This window comes from Mycolicibacterium sichuanense, assembly GCF_033741125.1.
Taxonomy (GTDB): domain Bacteria; phylum Actinomycetota; class Actinomycetes; order Mycobacteriales; family Mycobacteriaceae; genus Mycobacterium.
Window position 1 is genome coordinate 1251071 of sequence record NZ_JAWQPU010000001.1, and the last position, 18168, is coordinate 1269238.

Annotated in this window: 17 protein-coding genes; 11 read left to right on the forward strand and 6 right to left on the reverse strand. The window is 69.6% G+C overall.

From position 1 onward, the window contains the following. The first annotated feature begins 52 nt into the window (after positions 1-52). The 3 genes from leuC to SBI80_RS06070 all read left to right on the forward strand — a co-directional run bounded on the left by leuC (position 53) and on the right by SBI80_RS06070 (position 3020). Positions 53-1486, forward strand: coding sequence for a 3-isopropylmalate dehydratase large subunit (leuC, locus tag SBI80_RS06060; protein WP_318973476.1), 1434 nt, complete (start codon positions 53-55; stop codon positions 1484-1486). A gap of 9 nt (positions 1487-1495) precedes the next feature. Next, the gene (leuD, locus tag SBI80_RS06065; protein ID WP_318973477.1) at positions 1496-2089 is read left to right on the forward strand and encodes a 3-isopropylmalate dehydratase small subunit; all 594 of its coding nucleotides are present in this window, start codon (positions 1496-1498) and stop codon (positions 2087-2089) included. 202 nt (positions 2090-2291) lie between these two features. Then, complete coding sequence (locus SBI80_RS06070) at positions 2292-3020, forward strand: HU family DNA-binding protein (RefSeq protein WP_318973478.1); 729 nt, start codon at positions 2292-2294, stop codon at positions 3018-3020. Between the two features lie 75 nt (positions 3021-3095). On the opposite strand, the gene mutT1 is transcribed toward SBI80_RS06070, so the two are convergent. From mutT1 to cofC, 3 genes are all read right to left on the reverse strand, one after another. Then, a complete protein-coding gene (gene mutT1 / locus SBI80_RS06075; protein ID WP_318973479.1) occupies positions 3096-4028 on the reverse strand; it encodes an 8-oxo-(d)GTP phosphatase MutT1 in 933 nt (310 codons plus the stop codon). A 66-nt stretch (positions 4029-4094) separates the two neighbouring features. Further along, the gene (locus SBI80_RS06080) at positions 4095-6269 is read right to left on the reverse strand and encodes an RNA degradosome polyphosphate kinase (RefSeq protein ID WP_318973480.1); all 2175 of its coding nucleotides are present in this window, start codon (positions 6267-6269) and stop codon (positions 4095-4097) included. Positions 6270-6291: 22 nt separating this feature from the next. Then, complete coding sequence (cofC, locus tag SBI80_RS06085; protein ID WP_318973481.1) at positions 6292-7005, reverse strand: 2-phospho-L-lactate guanylyltransferase; 714 nt, start codon at positions 7003-7005, stop codon at positions 6292-6294. A gap of 45 nt (positions 7006-7050) precedes the next feature. On the opposite strand from cofC, the gene SBI80_RS06090 reads away from it, so the two are divergent. The 3 genes from SBI80_RS06090 to SBI80_RS06100 all read left to right on the forward strand — a co-directional run bounded on the left by SBI80_RS06090 (position 7051) and on the right by SBI80_RS06100 (position 10373). After that, positions 7051-8049, forward strand: a complete 999-nt coding sequence (locus tag SBI80_RS06090) for an NAD(P)H-dependent glycerol-3-phosphate dehydrogenase (protein ID WP_318973482.1) — start codon at positions 7051-7053, stop codon at positions 8047-8049. 4 nt (positions 8050-8053) lie between these two features. Then, entirely contained in the window at positions 8054-9157 is a 1104-nt protein-coding gene (locus SBI80_RS06095; RefSeq protein ID WP_318973483.1) for a cystathionine gamma-lyase, read from the forward strand. Positions 9158-9233: 76 nt separating this feature from the next. Further along, on the forward strand, positions 9234-10373 hold the full coding sequence (locus tag SBI80_RS06100; RefSeq protein WP_318973484.1) for a D-alanine--D-alanine ligase family protein: 1140 nt from the start codon (positions 9234-9236) through the stop codon (positions 10371-10373). Here SBI80_RS06100 and SBI80_RS06105 read toward each other — a convergent pair. Further along, positions 10370-10957 (reverse strand): DUF3515 domain-containing protein, encoded by a 588-nt coding sequence (locus tag SBI80_RS06105; protein WP_413232637.1) that lies wholly within the window; start codon positions 10955-10957, stop codon positions 10370-10372. The two genes, SBI80_RS06100 and SBI80_RS06105, sit on opposite strands and share 4 nt — an antisense overlap. 9 nt (positions 10958-10966) lie before the next feature. Beyond that, a complete protein-coding gene (locus SBI80_RS06110; RefSeq protein WP_318973485.1) occupies positions 10967-11209 on the reverse strand; it encodes an Lrp/AsnC family transcriptional regulator in 243 nt (80 codons plus the stop codon). 100 nt (positions 11210-11309) lie between these two features. On the opposite strand from SBI80_RS06110, the gene SBI80_RS06115 reads away from it, so the two are divergent. Both SBI80_RS06115 and SBI80_RS06120 read left to right on the forward strand, forming a co-directional pair. After that, positions 11310-12266 carry a thiamine-phosphate kinase gene (locus SBI80_RS06115; RefSeq protein WP_318973486.1) on the forward strand — a complete coding sequence of 319 codons (957 nt, stop codon included), beginning with the start codon at positions 11310-11312 and terminating at the stop codon, positions 12264-12266. A 94-nt stretch (positions 12267-12360) separates the two neighbouring features. Further along, positions 12361-13044, forward strand: a complete 684-nt coding sequence (locus tag SBI80_RS06120; RefSeq protein WP_318973487.1) for a uracil-DNA glycosylase — start codon at positions 12361-12363, stop codon at positions 13042-13044. A gap of 91 nt (positions 13045-13135) precedes the next feature. Here SBI80_RS06120 and rpmB read toward each other — a convergent pair whose 3' ends face one another. Beyond that, on the reverse strand, positions 13136-13330 hold the full coding sequence (gene rpmB, locus SBI80_RS06125) for a 50S ribosomal protein L28 (protein WP_284227688.1): 195 nt from the start codon (positions 13328-13330) through the stop codon (positions 13136-13138). A gap of 214 nt (positions 13331-13544) precedes the next feature. On the opposite strand from rpmB, the gene SBI80_RS06130 reads away from it, so the two are divergent. Genes SBI80_RS06130 through SBI80_RS06140 form a run of 3 tightly spaced genes read left to right on the forward strand, consistent with a single transcriptional unit; the run spans position 13545 to position 18149 of the window. Further along, on the forward strand, positions 13545-15170 hold the full coding sequence (locus SBI80_RS06130) for a fatty acid kinase ATP-binding subunit FakA (RefSeq protein WP_318973488.1): 1626 nt from the start codon (positions 13545-13547) through the stop codon (positions 15168-15170). Between the two features lie 31 nt (positions 15171-15201). Beyond that, positions 15202-17451 carry an ATP-dependent DNA helicase RecG gene (gene recG / locus SBI80_RS06135; RefSeq protein ID WP_318973489.1) on the forward strand — a complete coding sequence of 750 codons (2250 nt, stop codon included), beginning with the start codon at positions 15202-15204 and terminating at the stop codon, positions 17449-17451. Then, the gene (locus tag SBI80_RS06140) at positions 17448-18149 is read left to right on the forward strand and encodes an HNH endonuclease family protein (protein ID WP_318973490.1); all 702 of its coding nucleotides are present in this window, start codon (positions 17448-17450) and stop codon (positions 18147-18149) included. Before recG ends, SBI80_RS06140 begins: the two co-directional genes overlap by 4 nt. The last annotated feature ends 19 nt before the right edge of the window (positions 18150-18168 follow it).

The following is an 18168-nucleotide window of genomic DNA, read 5'->3' on the forward strand; positions in this document are numbered from 1 at the left end:
GCCTGATGCCCGCAGCGCCCTCTGCGGCTGGCCCGAAGGAACGAACACGGTGATGACCGAGACACCACGCACCCTTGCAGAGAAGGTTTGGGCCGACCACGTCGTCGTCCACGGTTCCGGGGAGGGGGCCGCGCGCGAGCCGGACCTCATCTACATCGACCTGCACCTCGTCCACGAGGTCACCAGCCCGCAGGCATTCGACGGACTTCGCTTGGCGGGGCGCCCGGTTCGGCGCACGGATCTGACGATCGCCACCGAGGACCACAACGTCCCGACGATCGACATCGACGAGCCGATCGCGGACCCCGTATCGCGAACGCAGGTGGAGACGCTGCGGCGCAACTGCGAGGAGTTCGGTGTCCGCCTGTACCCGATGGGTGACGTCGAACAGGGGATCGTGCACATCATCGGTCCGCAGTTGGGGCTGACGCAGCCGGGAATGACGGTGGTGTGCGGAGACAGCCACACCTCGACCCACGGCGCGTTCGGGGCCCTGGCGATGGGCATCGGCACCTCGGAGGTCGAGCACGTGCTGGCCACGCAGACCTTGCCGCTGCGGCCCTTCAAGACGATGGCGGTCAACGTCGACGGCGTCCTGCCCGAGGGCGCCAGCGCCAAGGACGTCATCCTCGCGGTAATCGCGAAGATCGGCACCGGCGGCGGACAGGGCTATGTCATCGAATATCGCGGCAGCGCCATCGAAGCCCTGTCGATGGAGGGCCGGATGACGATCTGCAACATGAGCATCGAGGCCGGTGCCCGCGCCGGCATGGTGGCCCCCGACGAGACCACCTTCGAGTACTTGCGCGGGCGACCGCACGCCCCCAGCGGTGCTGATTGGGACACCGCGGTCGAGGCGTGGCGCCGGTTGCGCACCGATGCGGGAGCCGAATTCGACGCCGAGGTCTACATCGACGCCGCGACGGTGAGCCCGTTCGTCACGTGGGGCACCAACCCGGGGCAGGGCGTTCCGCTGAGCGCCGCGGTGCCCGATCCCGAGCTGATCGTCGACGAGGGAGAGCGCCAGGCGGCCGAGAAGGCGTTGGCCTACATGGACCTTCGCCCGGGCACGGCGATGCGGGACATCCCCATCGACACGGTCTTCGTGGGGTCGTGCACCAACGGGCGCATCGAGGATCTGCGGGTCGTGGCGGAGGTACTGCGCGGCAGGAAGATCGCCGACGGGATGCGGATGCTGGTGGTGCCGGGGTCGATGCGGGTCCGGGCACAGGCCGAATCCGAGGGCCTCGGCGAGGTGTTCACCGCCGCGGGGGCGCAGTGGCGACAGGCCGGATGTTCGATGTGCCTGGGCATGAATCCCGATCAGCTCGCGCCGGGGGAGCGCTGCGCCGCTACGTCCAACCGAAACTTCGAGGGGCGCCAGGGCAAGGGGGGTCGCACCCACCTCGTCTCGCCCGCCGTTGCCGCTGCCACCGCGGTGCGCGGCCGCCTGTCCTCGCCCGCCGACCTGACCGAGAATCGCTAGGAGACAGTCATGGAAGCCTTCAGCACCCACACCGGGATCGGTGTGCCGCTGCGCCGGTCCAACGTCGACACCGACCAGATCATCCCCGCGGTCTATCTGAAGCGGGTCACCCGAACGGGTTTCGAGGACGGTCTGTTCGCCGCTTGGCGCAACGACCCGTCCTTCGTCCTGAACCTCCCGCCGTTCGACCGGGGTTCGGTTCTGGTGGCCGGTCCCGACTTCGGCACCGGGTCCTCTCGCGAGCACGCGGTGTGGGCGCTCATGGACTTCGGTTTCCGGGTCGTCATCTCGTCGCGGTTCGCCGACATCTTCCGGGGGAATTCCGGAAAGGCCGGACTCCTGGCGGCGGAAGTGACCCAGGACGATGTGGAACTGCTGTGGAAATTGATCGAGCAGCAGCCGGGTCTGGAAATCACTGTGAATCTGAAGGATCGAACCATCGTCGCGGGAACGGTCATGGTGCCGTTCACGATTGACGACTACACCGCGTGGCGCCTGCTCGAGGGACTCGACGACATAGGCCTTACGCTGCGGAAACAGGACGAGATCACCGCCTATGAGCAGCGCCGACCGAGCTGGAAGCCGACCACCCTTCCCGTCTAAGGAGGCCCGATTCGGAGCCGAAATCGCCCCCAGCAAGGACGGTTTGGGACCCGCGTACCACCGCCGGTGTGGGGCAACCTGATTGCCGAATTGATTGCCAGCTATCCCTGAAATTGGGCGTGGCTCTTGGAAATCAGCCGTGTAAAGGTTTACCGTAGCTTTCAGTTGGCTCAAGGTGGGCCACTGGCTTCGGAGGTTTTGCATGAACAAGGCAGAGCTCATCGACGTCCTCACGGACAAGTTGGGCACCGATCGTCGGCAGGCGACCGCCGCCGTGGAGAACGTCGTCGACACCATCGTGCGTGCCGTCCACAAGGGCGACAGCGTCACCATCACCGGCTTCGGCGTGTTCGAGCAGCGTCGCCGTGCCGCCCGTGTTGCGCGCAACCCGCGCACCGGTGAGACCGTCAAGGTCAAGCCGACGTCCGTCCCGGCATTCCGTCCCGGGGCTCAATTCAAGGCGGTTGTGTCTGGCGCACAGCGTCTCCCATCGGAGGGTCCCGCCGTCAAGCGCGGTGCCACCGCCGCCCCGGCCAAGCGGAACGCGGCCAAGAAGGCAGTGAAGAAGGCTGCCACCAAGGCGCCGGCCAAGAAGGCGACGCCGGCCAAGAAGGCCACGGCCACCAAGGCGACGCCGGCCAAGAAGGCCACGGCCACCAAGGCGACGCCGGCCAAGAAGGCCACGGCCACCAAGGCGACGCCGGCCAAGAAGACCACGGCCACCAAGGCAACGCCGGCCAAGAAGGCCACGGCCACCAAGGCAACGCCGGCCAAGAAGGCCACGGCCACCAAGGCAACGCCGGCCAAGAAGACGACCGCCGCCAAGGCCGCCCCGGCCAAGAAGGTCACCGCGACCAAGGCGCCGGCCAAGAAGACGACCGCCACCAAGGCGCCCGCCAAGAAGGCTCCCGTCAAGCGCGGTCGCAAGTAGCAGCAGCCCCGGAGGTCACCTCCGGATCGAGACACGCCGTGAATCATCGTGATTCACGGCGTGTCTTCGTTCGAACTACCGGTCGGCCGCCAGCGGAGAGCCGATGTGGTCGGCGGCGATGAGCTTGTCTCCGACCAGCGACAGCACCCACGTGCTGCCCTTCCGGTTGCGGGACCTGTCCGGTCGCACACCGTCGCGGTCGCACCACCAGGCGATGAGATCGGGAATCACCTTGCCCTGCGAGCAGATCACCGGCGTGCCATCGGTCGTCGCTGCGATCTCGAGCAGCCGTCGTCTCGCCGGGCCGTGAGCGTCGGCGTAGGCCTCCTCGGTGAGGGTTGGCTCGTCGTGGATGGGGACACCCAGCTCCTCGGCGAGCGGGCCCACCGTCTGTTGACACCTCAGCCTGGGCGCGGCGAACACCTCGGTGGCGCCGAAGGCCAACAGCTGCCCCACCAGTGATTCGGCCTGCGCCCGGCCGTGCTTGTCGAGCGGCCGCTGGCGGTCGTCGCCCTTGTACCTAGCCTTGCTTCCCGCCGTGCCATGCCGGACGACGAGGACCGTCCTGGTGTCGGCCGGTTGTTTGGCGAAGCGTCGCAGCACCTTCCGGTCATCCGGATATTGGAGCCGTTTGAGTGCCTCCTTCGGGGGCAGCCACAGCAGTTCGTCGACTTCCTCGTTGGCGGTGAATTCACCGCCAAGTGCCCGGGCCGCCCAATAGCGCACGTGCTTGACGTCACCTTCGACCGGATAGCTGACGGCCGCCAGCCGACGGCCAAGCACCGCCGCGAAACCCGTCTCCTCGAACACCTCGCGGACCGCGGTCACCGGCTCGGTCTCGCCAGGGTCGACCTTGCCCTTCGGCAGCGACCAGTCGTCGTACCGGGGTCGGTGCACGACGGCCACCAGTGGTTCGGCGGCAGCATCGGAGTCGGCCGCGCGCCAGAGCACTGCCCCGGCCGCAAGGATCACCCGGCCCGCCGTGGACGGCGGGCTTTGCTTCGTCAACTCAACTCCTGCAGATCATTTGGAGGTCGACCGGCCATCCGACAGCCGCCGCCCCCGAGGAGCGCGTCACGGATGCCGGTGACGTTCCATCAGAGATACCTGATGGTCGCGGACGGTCTGACCCTCGTGGGGTGAGGCAGTCCAGTGACCGTCGGAACCGAGCTCCCAGCACCTGGTCGTCGGATCCAGGGCCGACTCGAACACGTCGTTGAGCTGGTCGACCAACCGTGGATCCTTGACCTGTGCCATCACCTCGACGCGACGGTCGAGATTACGATGCATCATGTCCGCACTGCCGATCCAGAACTCGTCGATGGCGCGGAAGTGAATGATTCGCGAGTGCTCCAGGAAACGCCCGAGAATCGACCGCACGGTGACGTTCTCCGAGAAGCCGGGGGCGCCGGGGCGTAGGGCGCAGATGCCCCGCACGACCACCTCGACCCGGACGCCGGCCTGCGACGCCCGGTACAGCGCGTCGATGACCTGCTCGTCGACCAAGGCGTTGGCCTTGAGGCGGATCCGTGCGTCCGCGCCGTCGCGGTGCGCGGCGATCTCCCGCTCGATGCGCTCGACGATGCCGCGGCGAACGCCATACGGTGCCACCAGCAGGTTGCGGTAGGACACCTTTCGCGAGTAGCCCGTCAGCGAGTTGAACAGATCCGTCAGGTCCGCGCCGATGTCGGGGGAGGCCGTCAGCAACCCCACGTCCTCGTACAGCCGAGACGTCTTCGGGTTGTAGTTGCCCGTACCGATGTGGCAGTAGCGCCGGATCGTCGAACCCTCGCGGCGCACGACGAGGCATGTCTTGCAGTGCGTCTTGAGCCCGATCAACCCGTACACCACGTGCACGCCCGCCTGCTCGAGGGCGCGGGCCCACTTGATGTTGGCCTGTTCGTCGAAGCGGGCCTTGATCTCCACCAGGGCCACGACCTGCTTGCCCGCCTCGGCGGCATCGATGAGGGCGCTGACGATCGGCGAGTCGCCGGAGGTCCGGTACAGCGTCTGCTTGATGGCCAACACATTCGGGTCGGCGGCAGCCTGCTCGATGAACCTCTGCACCGTGGTGGAGAAGGAATCGTAGGGATGGTGGACGAGGACGTCACCGTCGCGCAGGGTGGCGAAGATGCTCTTGGGCGTCTCGCGCTCACCGAACGCCGGCGGGGTGGCCGGAACGAACGGCGGATCCTTCAAGTCGGGTCGGTCGACGCCGTAGATCTGCCACAGCGACGAGAGATCGAGCAGCCCGGGAACCTCGATGACGTCGCCGGGATGGACGTCCAGTTCGCGCAGGAGGAGCTCCAGCATGTTCTCGGTCATGTCGTCGGCGACCTCGAGCCGAACCGGAGAGCCGAAGCGGCGGCGGGCGAGTTCGCGTTCCAGCGCCTGCAACAGGTCCTCGTCGCGGTCCTCCTCGACCTGGAAGTCCGCGTTGCGCGTGATCCGGAAGGCGTGGTGCTCCACGACCTCCATGCCAGGGAACAACACCGACAGGAATGCCGCGATCAGTTCCTCCATCGGCAGGAACCGAATTGCCGCACCCCCTTCGCGTGGGCCCAGCTCGACGAAGCGGTCGACGTTGTCGGGCACCTTGACGCGGGCGAAGTGCTGCGTGCCGTCCTCGGGTTGGCGCACGGTGATGGCGAGGTTCAGGCTCAGCCCGCTGACGAACGGGAAGGGATGCGCCGGGTCGACCGCAAGCGGGGTGAGCACCGGGAAGACTTGTTCGTGGAAGTAGGTCGACAACCGTCCGCGTTCGTCGTCGTCGAGCTGCGCCCAGGTCACCACGATGATGCCCTCGTCGGCCAGCGCGGGCCGCACCGACTCCATGAACTCCTTGGCGTGCCTGCTGGCCAGCTGCTGCGTGCGCTCGCCGATGCGCCGCAGCTGCTCCCGCGGGGACAGCCCGTCCGCCGAGCGCACCGAGAGTCCCATCTCGTCACGGCGCTTCAGGCCGGCCACCCGCACCATGTAGAACTCATCGAGATTGGACGAGAAGATCGCCAGGAACTTGGCCCGCTCCAACAGCGCCAACGACGGGTCGGAGGCGAGCGCCAGCACCCTGGAGTTGAAGTCCAGCCAGCTCAGTTCGCGATTGAGGTAGCGATCGTCGGGCAGCGCCTCGGCGGGGGAGACATCCGTCGCCCCCGGGGTAGTGGCCGGCGGCGCTTCTGGCGTGCTGCCATCCGATACCCAGTCCGTTTCAGCAGGTCGTGTCTCGGCTTCGGTCACACTGGAGATCATTCCCTATCGGCGGATCGCATCGCTAGGTGCGGGCCACCGCCGCGGCGGTCGCCGGACCGACGCCCAACTTCAGCGCGGTGGCGAGGTCGTCTGGGGTGTCGATGTCGCAGCGCATGCCGGGCCAGGGCGCCGTCAGTTCGACCGCGCCCGAATCCGTGTGGCGCTGCGCGGAATCGATACCGAACCGGGGATCCAGCGGCACACCGAAGGCGAACAGCGCCGAGGTGCCGGTGCCGTGCCGGTCGCTGACGAAGCTGCGGGCATGACCGCGGGCCCGACCGATCGCCTCGGCCAGTTCGACCGGTTGCAAGGCCGGCAGATCTCCTTGCAGCACAACGATGTTCGGGGTGTGGGGGCGGACGGCCCGTTCGGCGAGTGAGAGGGCGTTGTTGAGGGGGTCGGTGTGCCCGTGCGGCGTGGAGTCGACCACCACCTCGGCTCCGAGTTCCCGGACCGCGGCCGCCGCCGCGTCGTCGGGGGTGATGACGGTTACCCGGTCGACGGCGGGCACGGCCGAGGCCGCGGTGATGGTGTCGACGAGCATGGCGAGCACCACGCCGGCGCGCGCCCCCGGGGCGAAGGCGGAGGCCAGGCGGGTCTTGGCCGCGTCGAGTCGTTTGACCGCGATGATCAGGCCGACGTCGGCGACGCCCGTCGCTTCGCTCGCCGCCGGCCGATACCCCGTCGCTTCGCTCGCCGCCGGCCGACCCGCGCCTGCGCCGTCGGTGGTCATCACGCCTGCCATCCTGCCAGCAGCGCCACTCAGGCTAGATTTGTTCCCGTGGTCAAGGCTGCGGTGATGGGCGCTGGTGCGTGGGGTACCGCACTGGCGAAGGTTCTTGCCGACGCGGGCAACGAGGTGACGCTCTGGTCGCGGCGTGCCGAGCTGGCCGACGAGATCAACGACACCCACCGCAACACCCGCTACATCGGGGACGTCGAGCTGCCCGCCTCGATCCGCGCCACCGGCGACGCGACGGCGGCGCTGGACGGGGCCTGCACCGTGCTGCTGGCGGTTCCGTCGCAGACGTTGCGCGCCAACCTCGAACCGTGGCGCGACGCCATCGGTGCCGACACCACACTGGTCAGCGTCGCCAAGGGCATCGAGCTGGACACCCTCATGCGGATGAGCCAGGTCATCGTTCAGGTGACCGGGGTCGACCCGTCCCGGGTGGCCGTCGTCACCGGGCCAAACCTCGCCAGCGAGATCCTCGACGAGCAACCCGCCGCGACCGTCGTCGCGTGCACGGACTCCGGGCGCGCGGTGGCGCTGCAACGGGCGTTCTCGACCAAGTACTTTCGCCCGTACACCAACTCCGACGTCGTCGGCGCCGAGATCGGTGGGGCGTGCAAGAACGTGATCGCACTGGCCAGCGGCATGGCCGCGGGAGTGGGGCTGGGGGAGAACACCGCCGCCGCGATCATCACCCGTGGCCTGGCGGAGATCATGCGGCTGGGAATCGCCTTGGGCGCCAAGGGCACCACGCTCGCCGGGCTCGCCGGGGTCGGTGACCTGGTCGCGACCTGCACCTCGCCCCGTTCACGCAACCGCGCCTTCGGCGAGCGGCTCGGCCGCGGCGGCAGCATGGAATCGGCGCTGCGCGAGGCGCAGGGGCACGTCGCCGAGGGCGTCACGTCGTGCCGGTCGGTGCTCGCGCTGGCGCAGAGCTACGACGTCGAGATGCCGCTGACCGAAGCCGTCGATCGGGTGTGCCACCACGGTCTGTCGGTCACCGAGGCGGTCGCCCTGCTGCTCGGACGCACCACGAAGCCGGAGTGAGGCGATGAGCGGACCGTACGGAGACTCCACTCGCAGCGTGAAGGCGACTGCCTCGCAACGAGTTCCAGGCCAACCGGTGGCGCCCCCGCCGATGCCGGTGGCGGCCTACCACCTGTCCGACGACGAATCCGAGCCGCTGGACTCCTACGGCCGCAGCTCCAACCCGACCTGGCGACAGCTCGAGGCGGCCCTCGCCGCGCTCGAGGGGGCCGGCTGGGCACTGTCCTTCGGTTCGGGGATGGCGGCCATCACGTCGGTGTTGCGCGTCCTCGCCAAACCCGGCGCGACGCTCGTCGTTCCGGCCGACGGCTACTACCAGGTGCGCCGGTACGCCGCGGAGTACCTGGCGCCGCTCGGTGTCCAGGTGCGCGAGACCAGCGCCGCGGACATCTGCACGGCCGCGGAGTCCGCCGACGTCGTCGTGGCGGAGACCCCGGTCAACCCGACGCTCGACGTGGTGGACCTGCACCGGCTGGCGATGACGTGCCGCAGCCGCGGTGCCACGCTCGTCGTCGACAACACGACACCGACACCGCTTGGGCAGCAACCTCTTTCGCTCGGGGCCGACCTCGTGGTGGCCAGTGCCACCAAGGCGCTCTCCGGTCACAGTGACCTGCTCGCCGGCTACGTCGCTGGCAGCCACGGTGAGCTGCTGGCTGCCGTCGAACGCGAGCGGCTCCTGTCGGGGGCGATCCTCGGTCCGTTCGAGGCGTGGCTGGCGCTGCGCAGTCTCGGCAGCGCAGGTCTACGGTTCGACCGCCAGTGTCACAACGCACTGGCGATGGCGCTCGTCCTGCGCGATCACCCGGCGGTGCGGTCGGTGCGCTACCCCGGGCTGCCCGCCGATCCGGCCCACGACGTCGCGTGCGCGCAGATGCGCCGGTTCGGCGGCCTCGTCGCCTTCGAACTCGCCGACGCCTCGGCCGTGCACCGACTCGTCGAACGCAGCGATCTGCTCGTCGCCGCGACCAGCTTCGGCGGCATCCACACCTCGGTCGACCGGCGGGCGCGCTGGGGCGATCCGGTCCCGGCCGGTTTCGCCAGGATGTCGCTGGGCATCGAGGACGTCGACGACCTGGTCGCGGACGTCGTTCGAGCGTTGGGGTAGGGCGAAACCCGGCGAACCCCCAGCTCAGCGTGCAGTGCGCTGCGCGAAGGAGGGCAGCCGGTAGCCTCTCTAGGTTGTGAGCGTCACCCAGGGGCCCGATTCCCGATCGTCTCAGCAGGCCCGAACGCGCGTCGCCGTCGTCTACGGCGGACGCAGCTCCGAGCACGCCATCTCCTGCGTCTCCGCCGGAAGCATCCTGCGCAACCTGGATCCCGAGCGCTTCGAGGTCGTGGCCGTCGGCATCACGCCGGACGGATCGTGGGTGCTCACCGACGGCCGGCCGGAGACCCTGGCGATCACCGACGGGCGACTTCCGGAGGTGTCGGACGGCTCCGGTTCCGTGCTGGCGCTGGCGGCCGATCCGCGCCGCCGCGGCGAGCTGCTCTCCCTCGGCGAAGGTGCGGGACAGGTGCTGGCCGCCGTCGACGTCGTCTTCCCGGTACTGCACGGACCGTACGGCGAGGACGGCACCATCCAGGGTCTGCTCGAGCTGGCCGGCGTGCCCTACGTCGGGGCCGGTGTCCTGGCCAGCGCCGCGGGCATGGACAAGGAGTTCACCAAGAAGCTGCTGGCCGCCGAGGGATTGCCGATCGGCGATCAAGTCGTGCTGCGCGCAAACGCCGCCACCCTCGAGCTCGACGACCGTGAACGCCTTGGTCTGCCGGTGTTCGTCAAGCCAGCGCGCGGTGGCTCGTCGATCGGCGTGAGCCGCGTCGACACGTGGGACGGACTGGACGCCGCCATCGCGGTGGCGCGCACCTTCGATCCCAAGGTGATCGTGGAGGCGGCCGTGCACGGCCGCGAGCTCGAGTGCGGGGTGCTCGAATTGCCCGACGGCAGGGTCGAGGCCAGCACGGTCGGCGAGATCCGGGTCGCCGGCGTGCGCGGCCGCGAGGACGCGTTCTACGACTTCGCCACCAAGTATCTCGAGGACGCTGCCGAGCTCGACGTCCCGGCGAAGGTGGACGACGAGATCGCCGAGGAGATAAGGCAACTCGCGATCAGGGCGTTCCGTGCCATCGATTGCCAGGGCCTGGCACGGGTCGACTTCTTCCTGACCGACGACGGCCCGGTGATCAACGAGATCAACACGATGCCGGGCTTCACCACCATCTCGATGTACCCGAGGATGTGGGCGGCCAGCGGGCTGGACTACCCGGCGCTGCTCGCCACGATGGTCGATACCGCGGTGGCCAGGGGGATCGGTCTGCGCTAGCGCGCCGGCGCGGGATCGAGCGCGGTGGCGGGCAGCGTCTGGGCCACCGTCCGCGAGATCACTTGAATGGGTGTCGGTCCCGAGTCGTCGGGCAGCGTCAATGCCACGTAGACCGGACGGTCGACGGTCACCCACGTGGTGCGGCCGTCACCGGGGATGCGGAACCACTGGACGTCGTCCACCACCTGCAGCGGCGAGCTCACCACGAAGTCGTCGGGGCGGTCCAGCCCGCAGCGCAGGATGACCGGGTCACCCCCCGACGCCGTCTGCCACGCCGCGGCCCCCGCCGGAACGGGTTCGACGGCCTTGGCGCGGTGGTAGTCGCCCAACGCGTCGGGCAGAGCCTTCAACAAGGCGCCACACGCCTCGCCATCGGCATGGGGCGCCGGCGCGGCGGCGATGGCCACGGGCTGCGGGGCCGGCGTGGCCTCCCTGATGGCGGCGAACACCAGAATCCCGACCACCGCACCGACGGCGACGACGATCGCGGCGATCAACAGCGCGCGCGGGGGACCGTCTTCGTCTTCGTCGTCATCGCCGTCGCCGACGTTGGCGGGGCCCTCGGCGGTGGCTTCTTCGATCACCCCTGCACTCTAGGAGTGCACTCCGTCGGCGATCGGACAGGTCAGGGTGCGGGTGATGCCGATGACGTTCTGCACGCTGGGCACCACGACGGATTCGAGCTCGTCGGTGGTGCTGGCCTCGACGCGGACGACGACGTCGTAGGGGCCCGTCACGTACTCTGCGGAGGCCACTCCCGGCAGTCCCGCCAGCTGCTTGGCGACCACCTCGGCGCGCCCGACCTCGGTCTGCACCAGCATGAATGCCTCGACCACTCGCGCCGTCCTCCGTTCCGCCTGCATAGACTCCACGCCGCAGGGACCCAAACGTACCGCAGGTCGCGCCGGTGTTCAGGACACGCAATCAAGGGGTGACATGGCCGATCGTGAAGTCGGCGACACGCTCGCCGATCGCGGCGAGTTCGTCGTGATCGACGGCCTCGTCGCGGGGCGCTCGCACCCGCGGACCGTCCAGGTGGGACCGGGTGACGACGCCGCCGTGGTCGTCGCGGCCGACGGCCGGGTGGTGGTGACGACCGACATGCTGGTCGAGGGGCGACACTTTCGGCTGGACTGGTCGGCGCCGCAGGACGTCGGCCGCAAGGCGATCGCCCAGAACGCCGCCGACGTGGAAGCGATGGGGGCCGTCGCCACGGCGTTCGTGGTCGCGTTCGGCGCTCCCGGGTCCACCTTGGCCGACGACGCCCAGCGGCTCTCGGACGGAATGTGGCAGGAGGCAGGCACGTTCGGCGCGAGCATCGTCGGCGGTGACTTGGTCGCGGCTCCGCAGTGGGTGATCTCGGTGACCGCCATCGGCGATCTCGGCGGTAGGCAGCCGGTGTTGCTCGCCGGTGCCCGCCCTGGTGACGTCGTCGCGGTCGTCGGTGAGCTGGGCCGCTCGGCTGCCGGACATGCCCTATGGCTGGGTGACGTCGACGAACACCCCGACCTTCGCGGCCGACATCTGGTGCCCGCGGTGCCCTACGGTCAGGGGCGTGCTGCCGCCGACGCCGGTGCGACGGCGATGACCGACGTCTCCGATGGCCTACTCGCCGACCTCGGCCATGTCGCAGCGGCGTCGGGTGTCGGTCTTGACCTGTCGCGGGCCGCGCTGGCGGCCGACCACGACGCGGTCGCCGGCGCCGCCGAGCTCACCGGTGCGGACCCGTGGACCTGGGTGCTGGCCGGCGGTGAGGACCACGCGCTGGTCGCGACCTTCCCGGGCGCCCTCCCGGCCGGGTGGCGGCCGATCGGGCACGTGATCGATGGGCCGGCGCGGGTGCTGGTGGACGGCGCCGCGCCCGCCGGTGCCACGGGCTGGCAATCGTTTTGATGGCTCGACGGTGTCATCGGGTGTGACGTTCCCGACCCCATGGAGCCGATTCGGTCGGCACGCCCGGTGTGGTCACACGATAGGTTGACCTCTCGTGACTGCACGCCCGCTCTCCGAGCTCGTCGAGAAGGGCTGGGCGCAAGCGCTCGAGCCCGTGGCCGACCAGGTAGCCCAGATGGGTGAATTCCTGCGCGCCGAGTTGGCCTCCGGCCGGGGTTATCTGCCCGCCGGTCAGAACGTGCTGCGGGCCTTCACCTTTCCCTTCGAGGACGTGCGGGTGCTCATCGTGGGGCAGGACCCCTATCCGACGCCGGGACACGCCGTCGGCCTGAGCTTCTCGGTGGCCCCCGACGTGCGGCCGCTGCCGCGCAGCCTGGACAACATCTTCAAGGAGTACGCCACGGATCTGGGCCACCCGGCGCCGAGCTGCGGCGACCTGACGCCATGGTCGCAGCGCGGGGTGATGATGCTCAACAGGGTGCTCACGGTCAGGGCGGGCACGCCCGCCTCGCACCGCGGCAAGGGTTGGGAAGCGGTGACCGAGCGCGCGATCCGGGCGCTGGCCGACCGGTCCGAACCGCTGGTGGCCATCCTGTGGGGCCGCGACGCGCAGACGCTGAAGCCGATGCTGACCGATGCGCACTGCGCGACCATCGAGTCGGTACACCCATCGCCGCTGTCGGCGTCGCGGGGGTTCTTCGGTTCACGGCCGTTCAGCCGCGCCAACGAACTGTTGGAGAAGATGGGCGCCGAGCCGATCGACTGGCGACTGCCCTAGGCCACGCAGACACGCCGGGTGTGCCGGCAGGTCGTCATCCGACGGGTCGGGACGATCTCACCGCACACTCGGCGTGTGGTGAAGCGGCTAATCAGCCGCGGGCGACCTTGCCTGCCTTGATGCAGGACGTGCACGCATTGATGCGCTTCTTGTTGCCACCGGGACGGGTGACGGCATGCACGGTCTGGATGTTCGGATCCCACCGGCGGTTGGTCCGACGATGGGAGTGCGACACCGACTTGCCGAAGCCGGGACCCTTCCCGCAGACATCGCAAACCGCAGCCATGTGAACTCCTTGATCGGTACTGGGGGCCAACGACCGCGACGCGGGTGACCCGACAACCTGACCAGGATACCGGCCGCACCGGGTATCGCCAAAACCGTATGCACAGCACCGCTGCGCGCTGTGCATGGCGCCGACGGCATCGGCGCGGTGTCGGGCACAGTGGCTAGGCTGACGCGCACGTGGCCGCGTTGGGTCGAAGGAGAGGCGGTTGGGAATGTCCGCACGCCGACTCGACGCCACTGCCCTGCGGGAGTGGGCGCACGCCGCCGTCAGCCACCTCATGGCGCGCACCGACGAGATCAACCGGCTCAACGTCTTCCCCGTCGCCGATGCCGACACGGGCACCAACATGCTCTTCACCATGCGCGCGGCAGGGGCGAGGGCCGAATCGACCCGCGTCGCCGACGTGGCGGCCGTCGCCGCCGCGCTGGCCGAGGGCGCCCTGCAGGGAGCGCGCGGCAACTCCGGGGTCATCCTCTCCCAGATCCTGCGCGGGCTTGCCGACGTCGCCGCCGGCGCCGCCGAGGAGCGCGGCGGCGTGCTCGCCGACATCGACGGACCGCTGCTGGCCTCGGCGCTGCGCCATGCCGTGGTCCTGGCCGACGCCTGCGTCGGTGAGACGGTGCCCGGCACCATCGTCTCGGTGCTTGCGGCGGCCGCGGGTGCCGCCGAGGACGCCGCGCTCGACTGCCCGGACGTGGCCGACGTGGTGGCCGTGGCGTCCAACGCCGCGGTGATCGCGCTGGAGAAGACGCCGCAACAGCTCGACGTCCTGGCCGACGCCGGAGTCGTCGACGCGGGCGGCCGCGGTCTGCTGGTCCTGCTCGACGCGCTGAGCGCCACCCTGACCGGACACGTCCCGCACCGCGGTGCCTACGAGCCGACCGGTGTCGTCACCGGGTCGACCGAGGTGTCCGTCGTCGCGCCCCCTCGATTCGAGGTGATGTACCTGGTCGACGAATGCGATCGGGCCGGGCTGGAGACGCTTCGCGCCCGGCTCGAGAAACTCGGCGACTCCGTCACCATCGCCACCTCGGGCACCGGCGAGCGCTACTCGGTGCACGTCCACAGCGACGATGCGGGGGCCGCGGTCGAGGCGGTGCTCGACGTCGGCACGCCAAGCCGCATCCAGATCACCGCGCTGACGGGCGCCGGCGCGATTCCCTCGGGTGGGTGGGCCCGCGACCGGGCCGTGCTGGCGATCGTGGACGGCGAGGGAGCGGGGGAGCTGTTCGAGGGCGAGGGCGCACACGTCCTGCGCCGGGGTGAGGAGGCGATCGGCGCCCAGCACCTCCTGCGGGCGCTCGTCGATGCCGGCGCGGCGCAGATCATGGTGTTGCCCAACGGGTACGTCGCCGCCGAGGAGCTGGTGGCCGGGTGCACCGCGGCGATCGGGTGGGGCATCGACGTGGTGCCCATGCCCGCGGGCTCGATGGTGCAGGGGCTGGCCGCGCTCGCGGTGCACGACGCCGCCCGCCAGGCCGTCGACGACGGCTACACCATGGCCCGGGCCGCAGCCGGCGCCAGGCACGGATCGGTGCGGGTGGCCACCGAGGAGGCGCTGACGTGGGCGGGCACCTGCAGCCCCGGTGACGGGCTCGGCATCTCCGGTGACGAGGTGCTCGTGGTCGGCAAGGACGTCGTCGCAGCGGGCGAGGGCCTCATCGATCTGCTGCTCAGTGCCGGAGGCGAACTCGTCACCGTTCTGACCGGCGAGGGGGTCGACCCGTCGGTGGGCGCCGCGCTGCAGGACTACGTCCACAACCGACACCTCGGCGCCGAGTTGGTGACCTATCACACCGGCCATCGCGGCGACGCGCTGCTGATTGGGGTGGAGTAGCCGTGCCGGGCGAGCGAAGCGACGCAGCGACATGACCGTCGCCCTCACCGATTCCCTGGACCGGGTCATCGGTGCCAAGGCCGCGGGTCCGCTCGAGGAGCACTTCGGCATCCGCACCGTCGACGACCTGTTGCGGCACTATCCGCGCAGCTACAGCCACGGCATGTCGGTGCTCGACGAGGGCTGGCAACCCCCCGAGGAGGGCGAGCACGTCACCTTCGTCGATCAGATCGCCAAGGCCGACGTCCGCTGGACCAACCGGCAGCCCAAGCGGGAATTCCTGGTGGTCACGCTCGAGAACCGCAAACCCAAGGTCACGGCCACCTTCTTCAACGCCAAGTACACCAAGAACATCCTGGTGCCGGGAACGCAGCTGATGCTCTCGGGCGAGGTCGGGTTCTTCCGCGGCACGATGCAGTTGACCCATCCCGCGTTCTTGATCCTGGAGGGTGCCGGACAGGGCAAGGGCAGCCGGTCGCTGGCCAAGATCGCCGAGACGTCGCGCACCAGCGATGGCGAGCTATCGCTCTCGGGGTTCGAGCGGGAGTTCTTCCCCATCTATCCGGCCTCGGCGAAGGTGCAGAGCTGGGATATCTACGCCTGCATTCGCCAGGTGCTTGCCGTCCTCGATCCGATCGAGGACCCGTTGCCCGAATCCCTGCGCCGGCAATGGGATCTGCTCGGGGAGGACGAGGCCCTGCGAGCCATCCACCTCGCCGAGAGCGAGGACGAGCGCGAACGCGCCAAGTTGCGCCTGGCGTTCGACGAGGCCGTCGGACTGCAGTGGGCGCTGGTGGAACGTCGTCACGGTGCGCTCGGCGACACGGGCCCGCCCGCCCCGGCGCGTGACGACGGACTGGCCGCCGCGCTGTGGCGGCAACTGCCGTTCGAGCTGACGGCGGGCCAGCGCGACGTACTCGAGGTCCTGTCCGCCGAACTCGCCGAAACCAAGCCCATGCACCGGATGCTGCAGGGGGAGGTGGGTTCGGGAAAGACCATCGTCTCGGTCCTGGCGATGGCGCAGATGGTCGACGCCGGATATCAGTGCGCATTGCTGGCGCCGACGGAAGTTCTTGCAGTGCAACATGACCGGTCCATTCGGGCCGTCCTCGGTCCGTTGGCGATGGCGGGCCAGCTCGGTGGCGTCGAGGGTGCCACCCGGGTCGCACTGCTCACCGGATCGATGACGCCCCAGCAGAAGCGGCAGGCACGCGAGGCGGTCGCGAGCGGGGAGGCCGGCATCGTCGTCGGCACGCACGCGCTGCTGCAGGACGCCGTGGAGTTCCACGACCTCGGCATGGTGGTGGTCGACGAACAGCACCGCTTCGGTGTCGAGCAGCGAGACCGACTGCGCGCCAAGGCCGTTGGTGGCATCACCCCGCACCTCCTGGTGATGACGGCCACGCCGATCCCGCGCACCGTAGCGCTGACGGTCTACGGCGACCTCGAGACGTCGGTGCTTCGCGAGCTTCCCCGCGGCAGGCAGCCCATCGCCACCAACACCATCTTCGTCGGACAGCAGCCCGCCTGGCTGCAGCGAGCCTGGCAGCGAATCGTCGAGGAGGTCCGCGCCGGCAGACAGGCCTACGTCGTCGCCTCGCGCATCGACGAAACCGACACGGGCGGTAAGGATTCCGGCAAGAAGGCAACCGATGGCCAGCAGGGTCCGCCGGTGACCACCGTGGTGGAACTATTCGAACTCCTCGGGCGCGGGCCGCTGAGCGGGCTGCGCCTCGGGTTGATGCACGGCCGGCTCTCCGGGGACGAGAAGGACGCCGTGATGTCCGCGTTCCGCGCCGGCGAGATCGACGTCCTGGTGTGCACCACCGTCATCGAGGTCGGCGTCGACGTCCCCAACGCGACCGTGATGGTCGTGATGGACGCCGACCGCTTCGGCATCAGCCAGCTGCACCAGCTGCGCGGACGCATCGGCCGCGGTCAGCACCCCAGCCTCTGTCTGCTGGCCACCAACCTCCCCGAGAACTCCAAGGCCGGGGCGCGGTTGAAGGCCGTGGCGTCCACCCTCGACGGTTTCGAGCTCGCCGACCTCGATCTCGAGGAACGCCGGGAGGGCGACGTTCTCGGGCTCACCCAGTCCGGCCGACCGATCACGCTGAAACTGCTGTCGTTGGCCGAGCACCGGCAGATCATCGAGGCCGCGCGGGCGTTCGCCGAACAGGTGTACGAGGCCGACCCCCGGCTGCTGGAGTACCGCGGAATCGCCGTGCTGGCAGCGCCGTTCGCCGAGACCGAGCGCGTCGAGTACCTGGACAAGGCGTGAGGAAGCCGGTCTGGCTCATCGTCGCGGTGGTCCTGGCCGTCACCGTCGCCGTCCAGGTCTCCGTCGCCGCCGAGCGCGACGGTCGCTTCGTCGCCGCGGCCGACGTGCCGACGGTGGCGCCGGGGGTGGACGTCCTGGCCGGCATCCCGTCGATCCCGGTCCGGGTGCGCGAACACGACTATCGCCGAGCGGCCTTCGGGGAGGCCTGGACCGACGACAACGGCGCGCCGGGTGGACACAACGGCTGTGACACCCGCAACGACATCCTCGACCGCGACCTCGTCGACAAGACGTTCACCTCGATCAAGCGCTGCCCGACGGCCGTCGCGGCGGGCACGCTGCACGATCCGTACACCAATGACACCGTGGCGTTCACCCGCGGCAATCAGATCGGCGCAGCAGTCCAGATCGATCACATCGTGCCGTTGGCCCTGGCCTGGGATCTCGGCGCTCGCGACTGGCCCGATGACCTGCGCGTGCGATTCGCCAACGATCCGGCCAACCTGCTGGCCGTGCAGGGGCAGGCCAACCAGGACAAGGGCGACGCCGAGCCGGCCGACTGGATGCCGCCGAATCACGCCTTCTGGTGCCAGTACGCCGTCCAGTTCGCCGCCGTGCTGCGGGGTTACGCGCTGCCGATCGACGAGCGCTCTGCGGTGGTACTGCGCGACGCCGCCGCGACCTGTCCCGCCGGGTGAGGTGGGGTGGCGGCGTCCC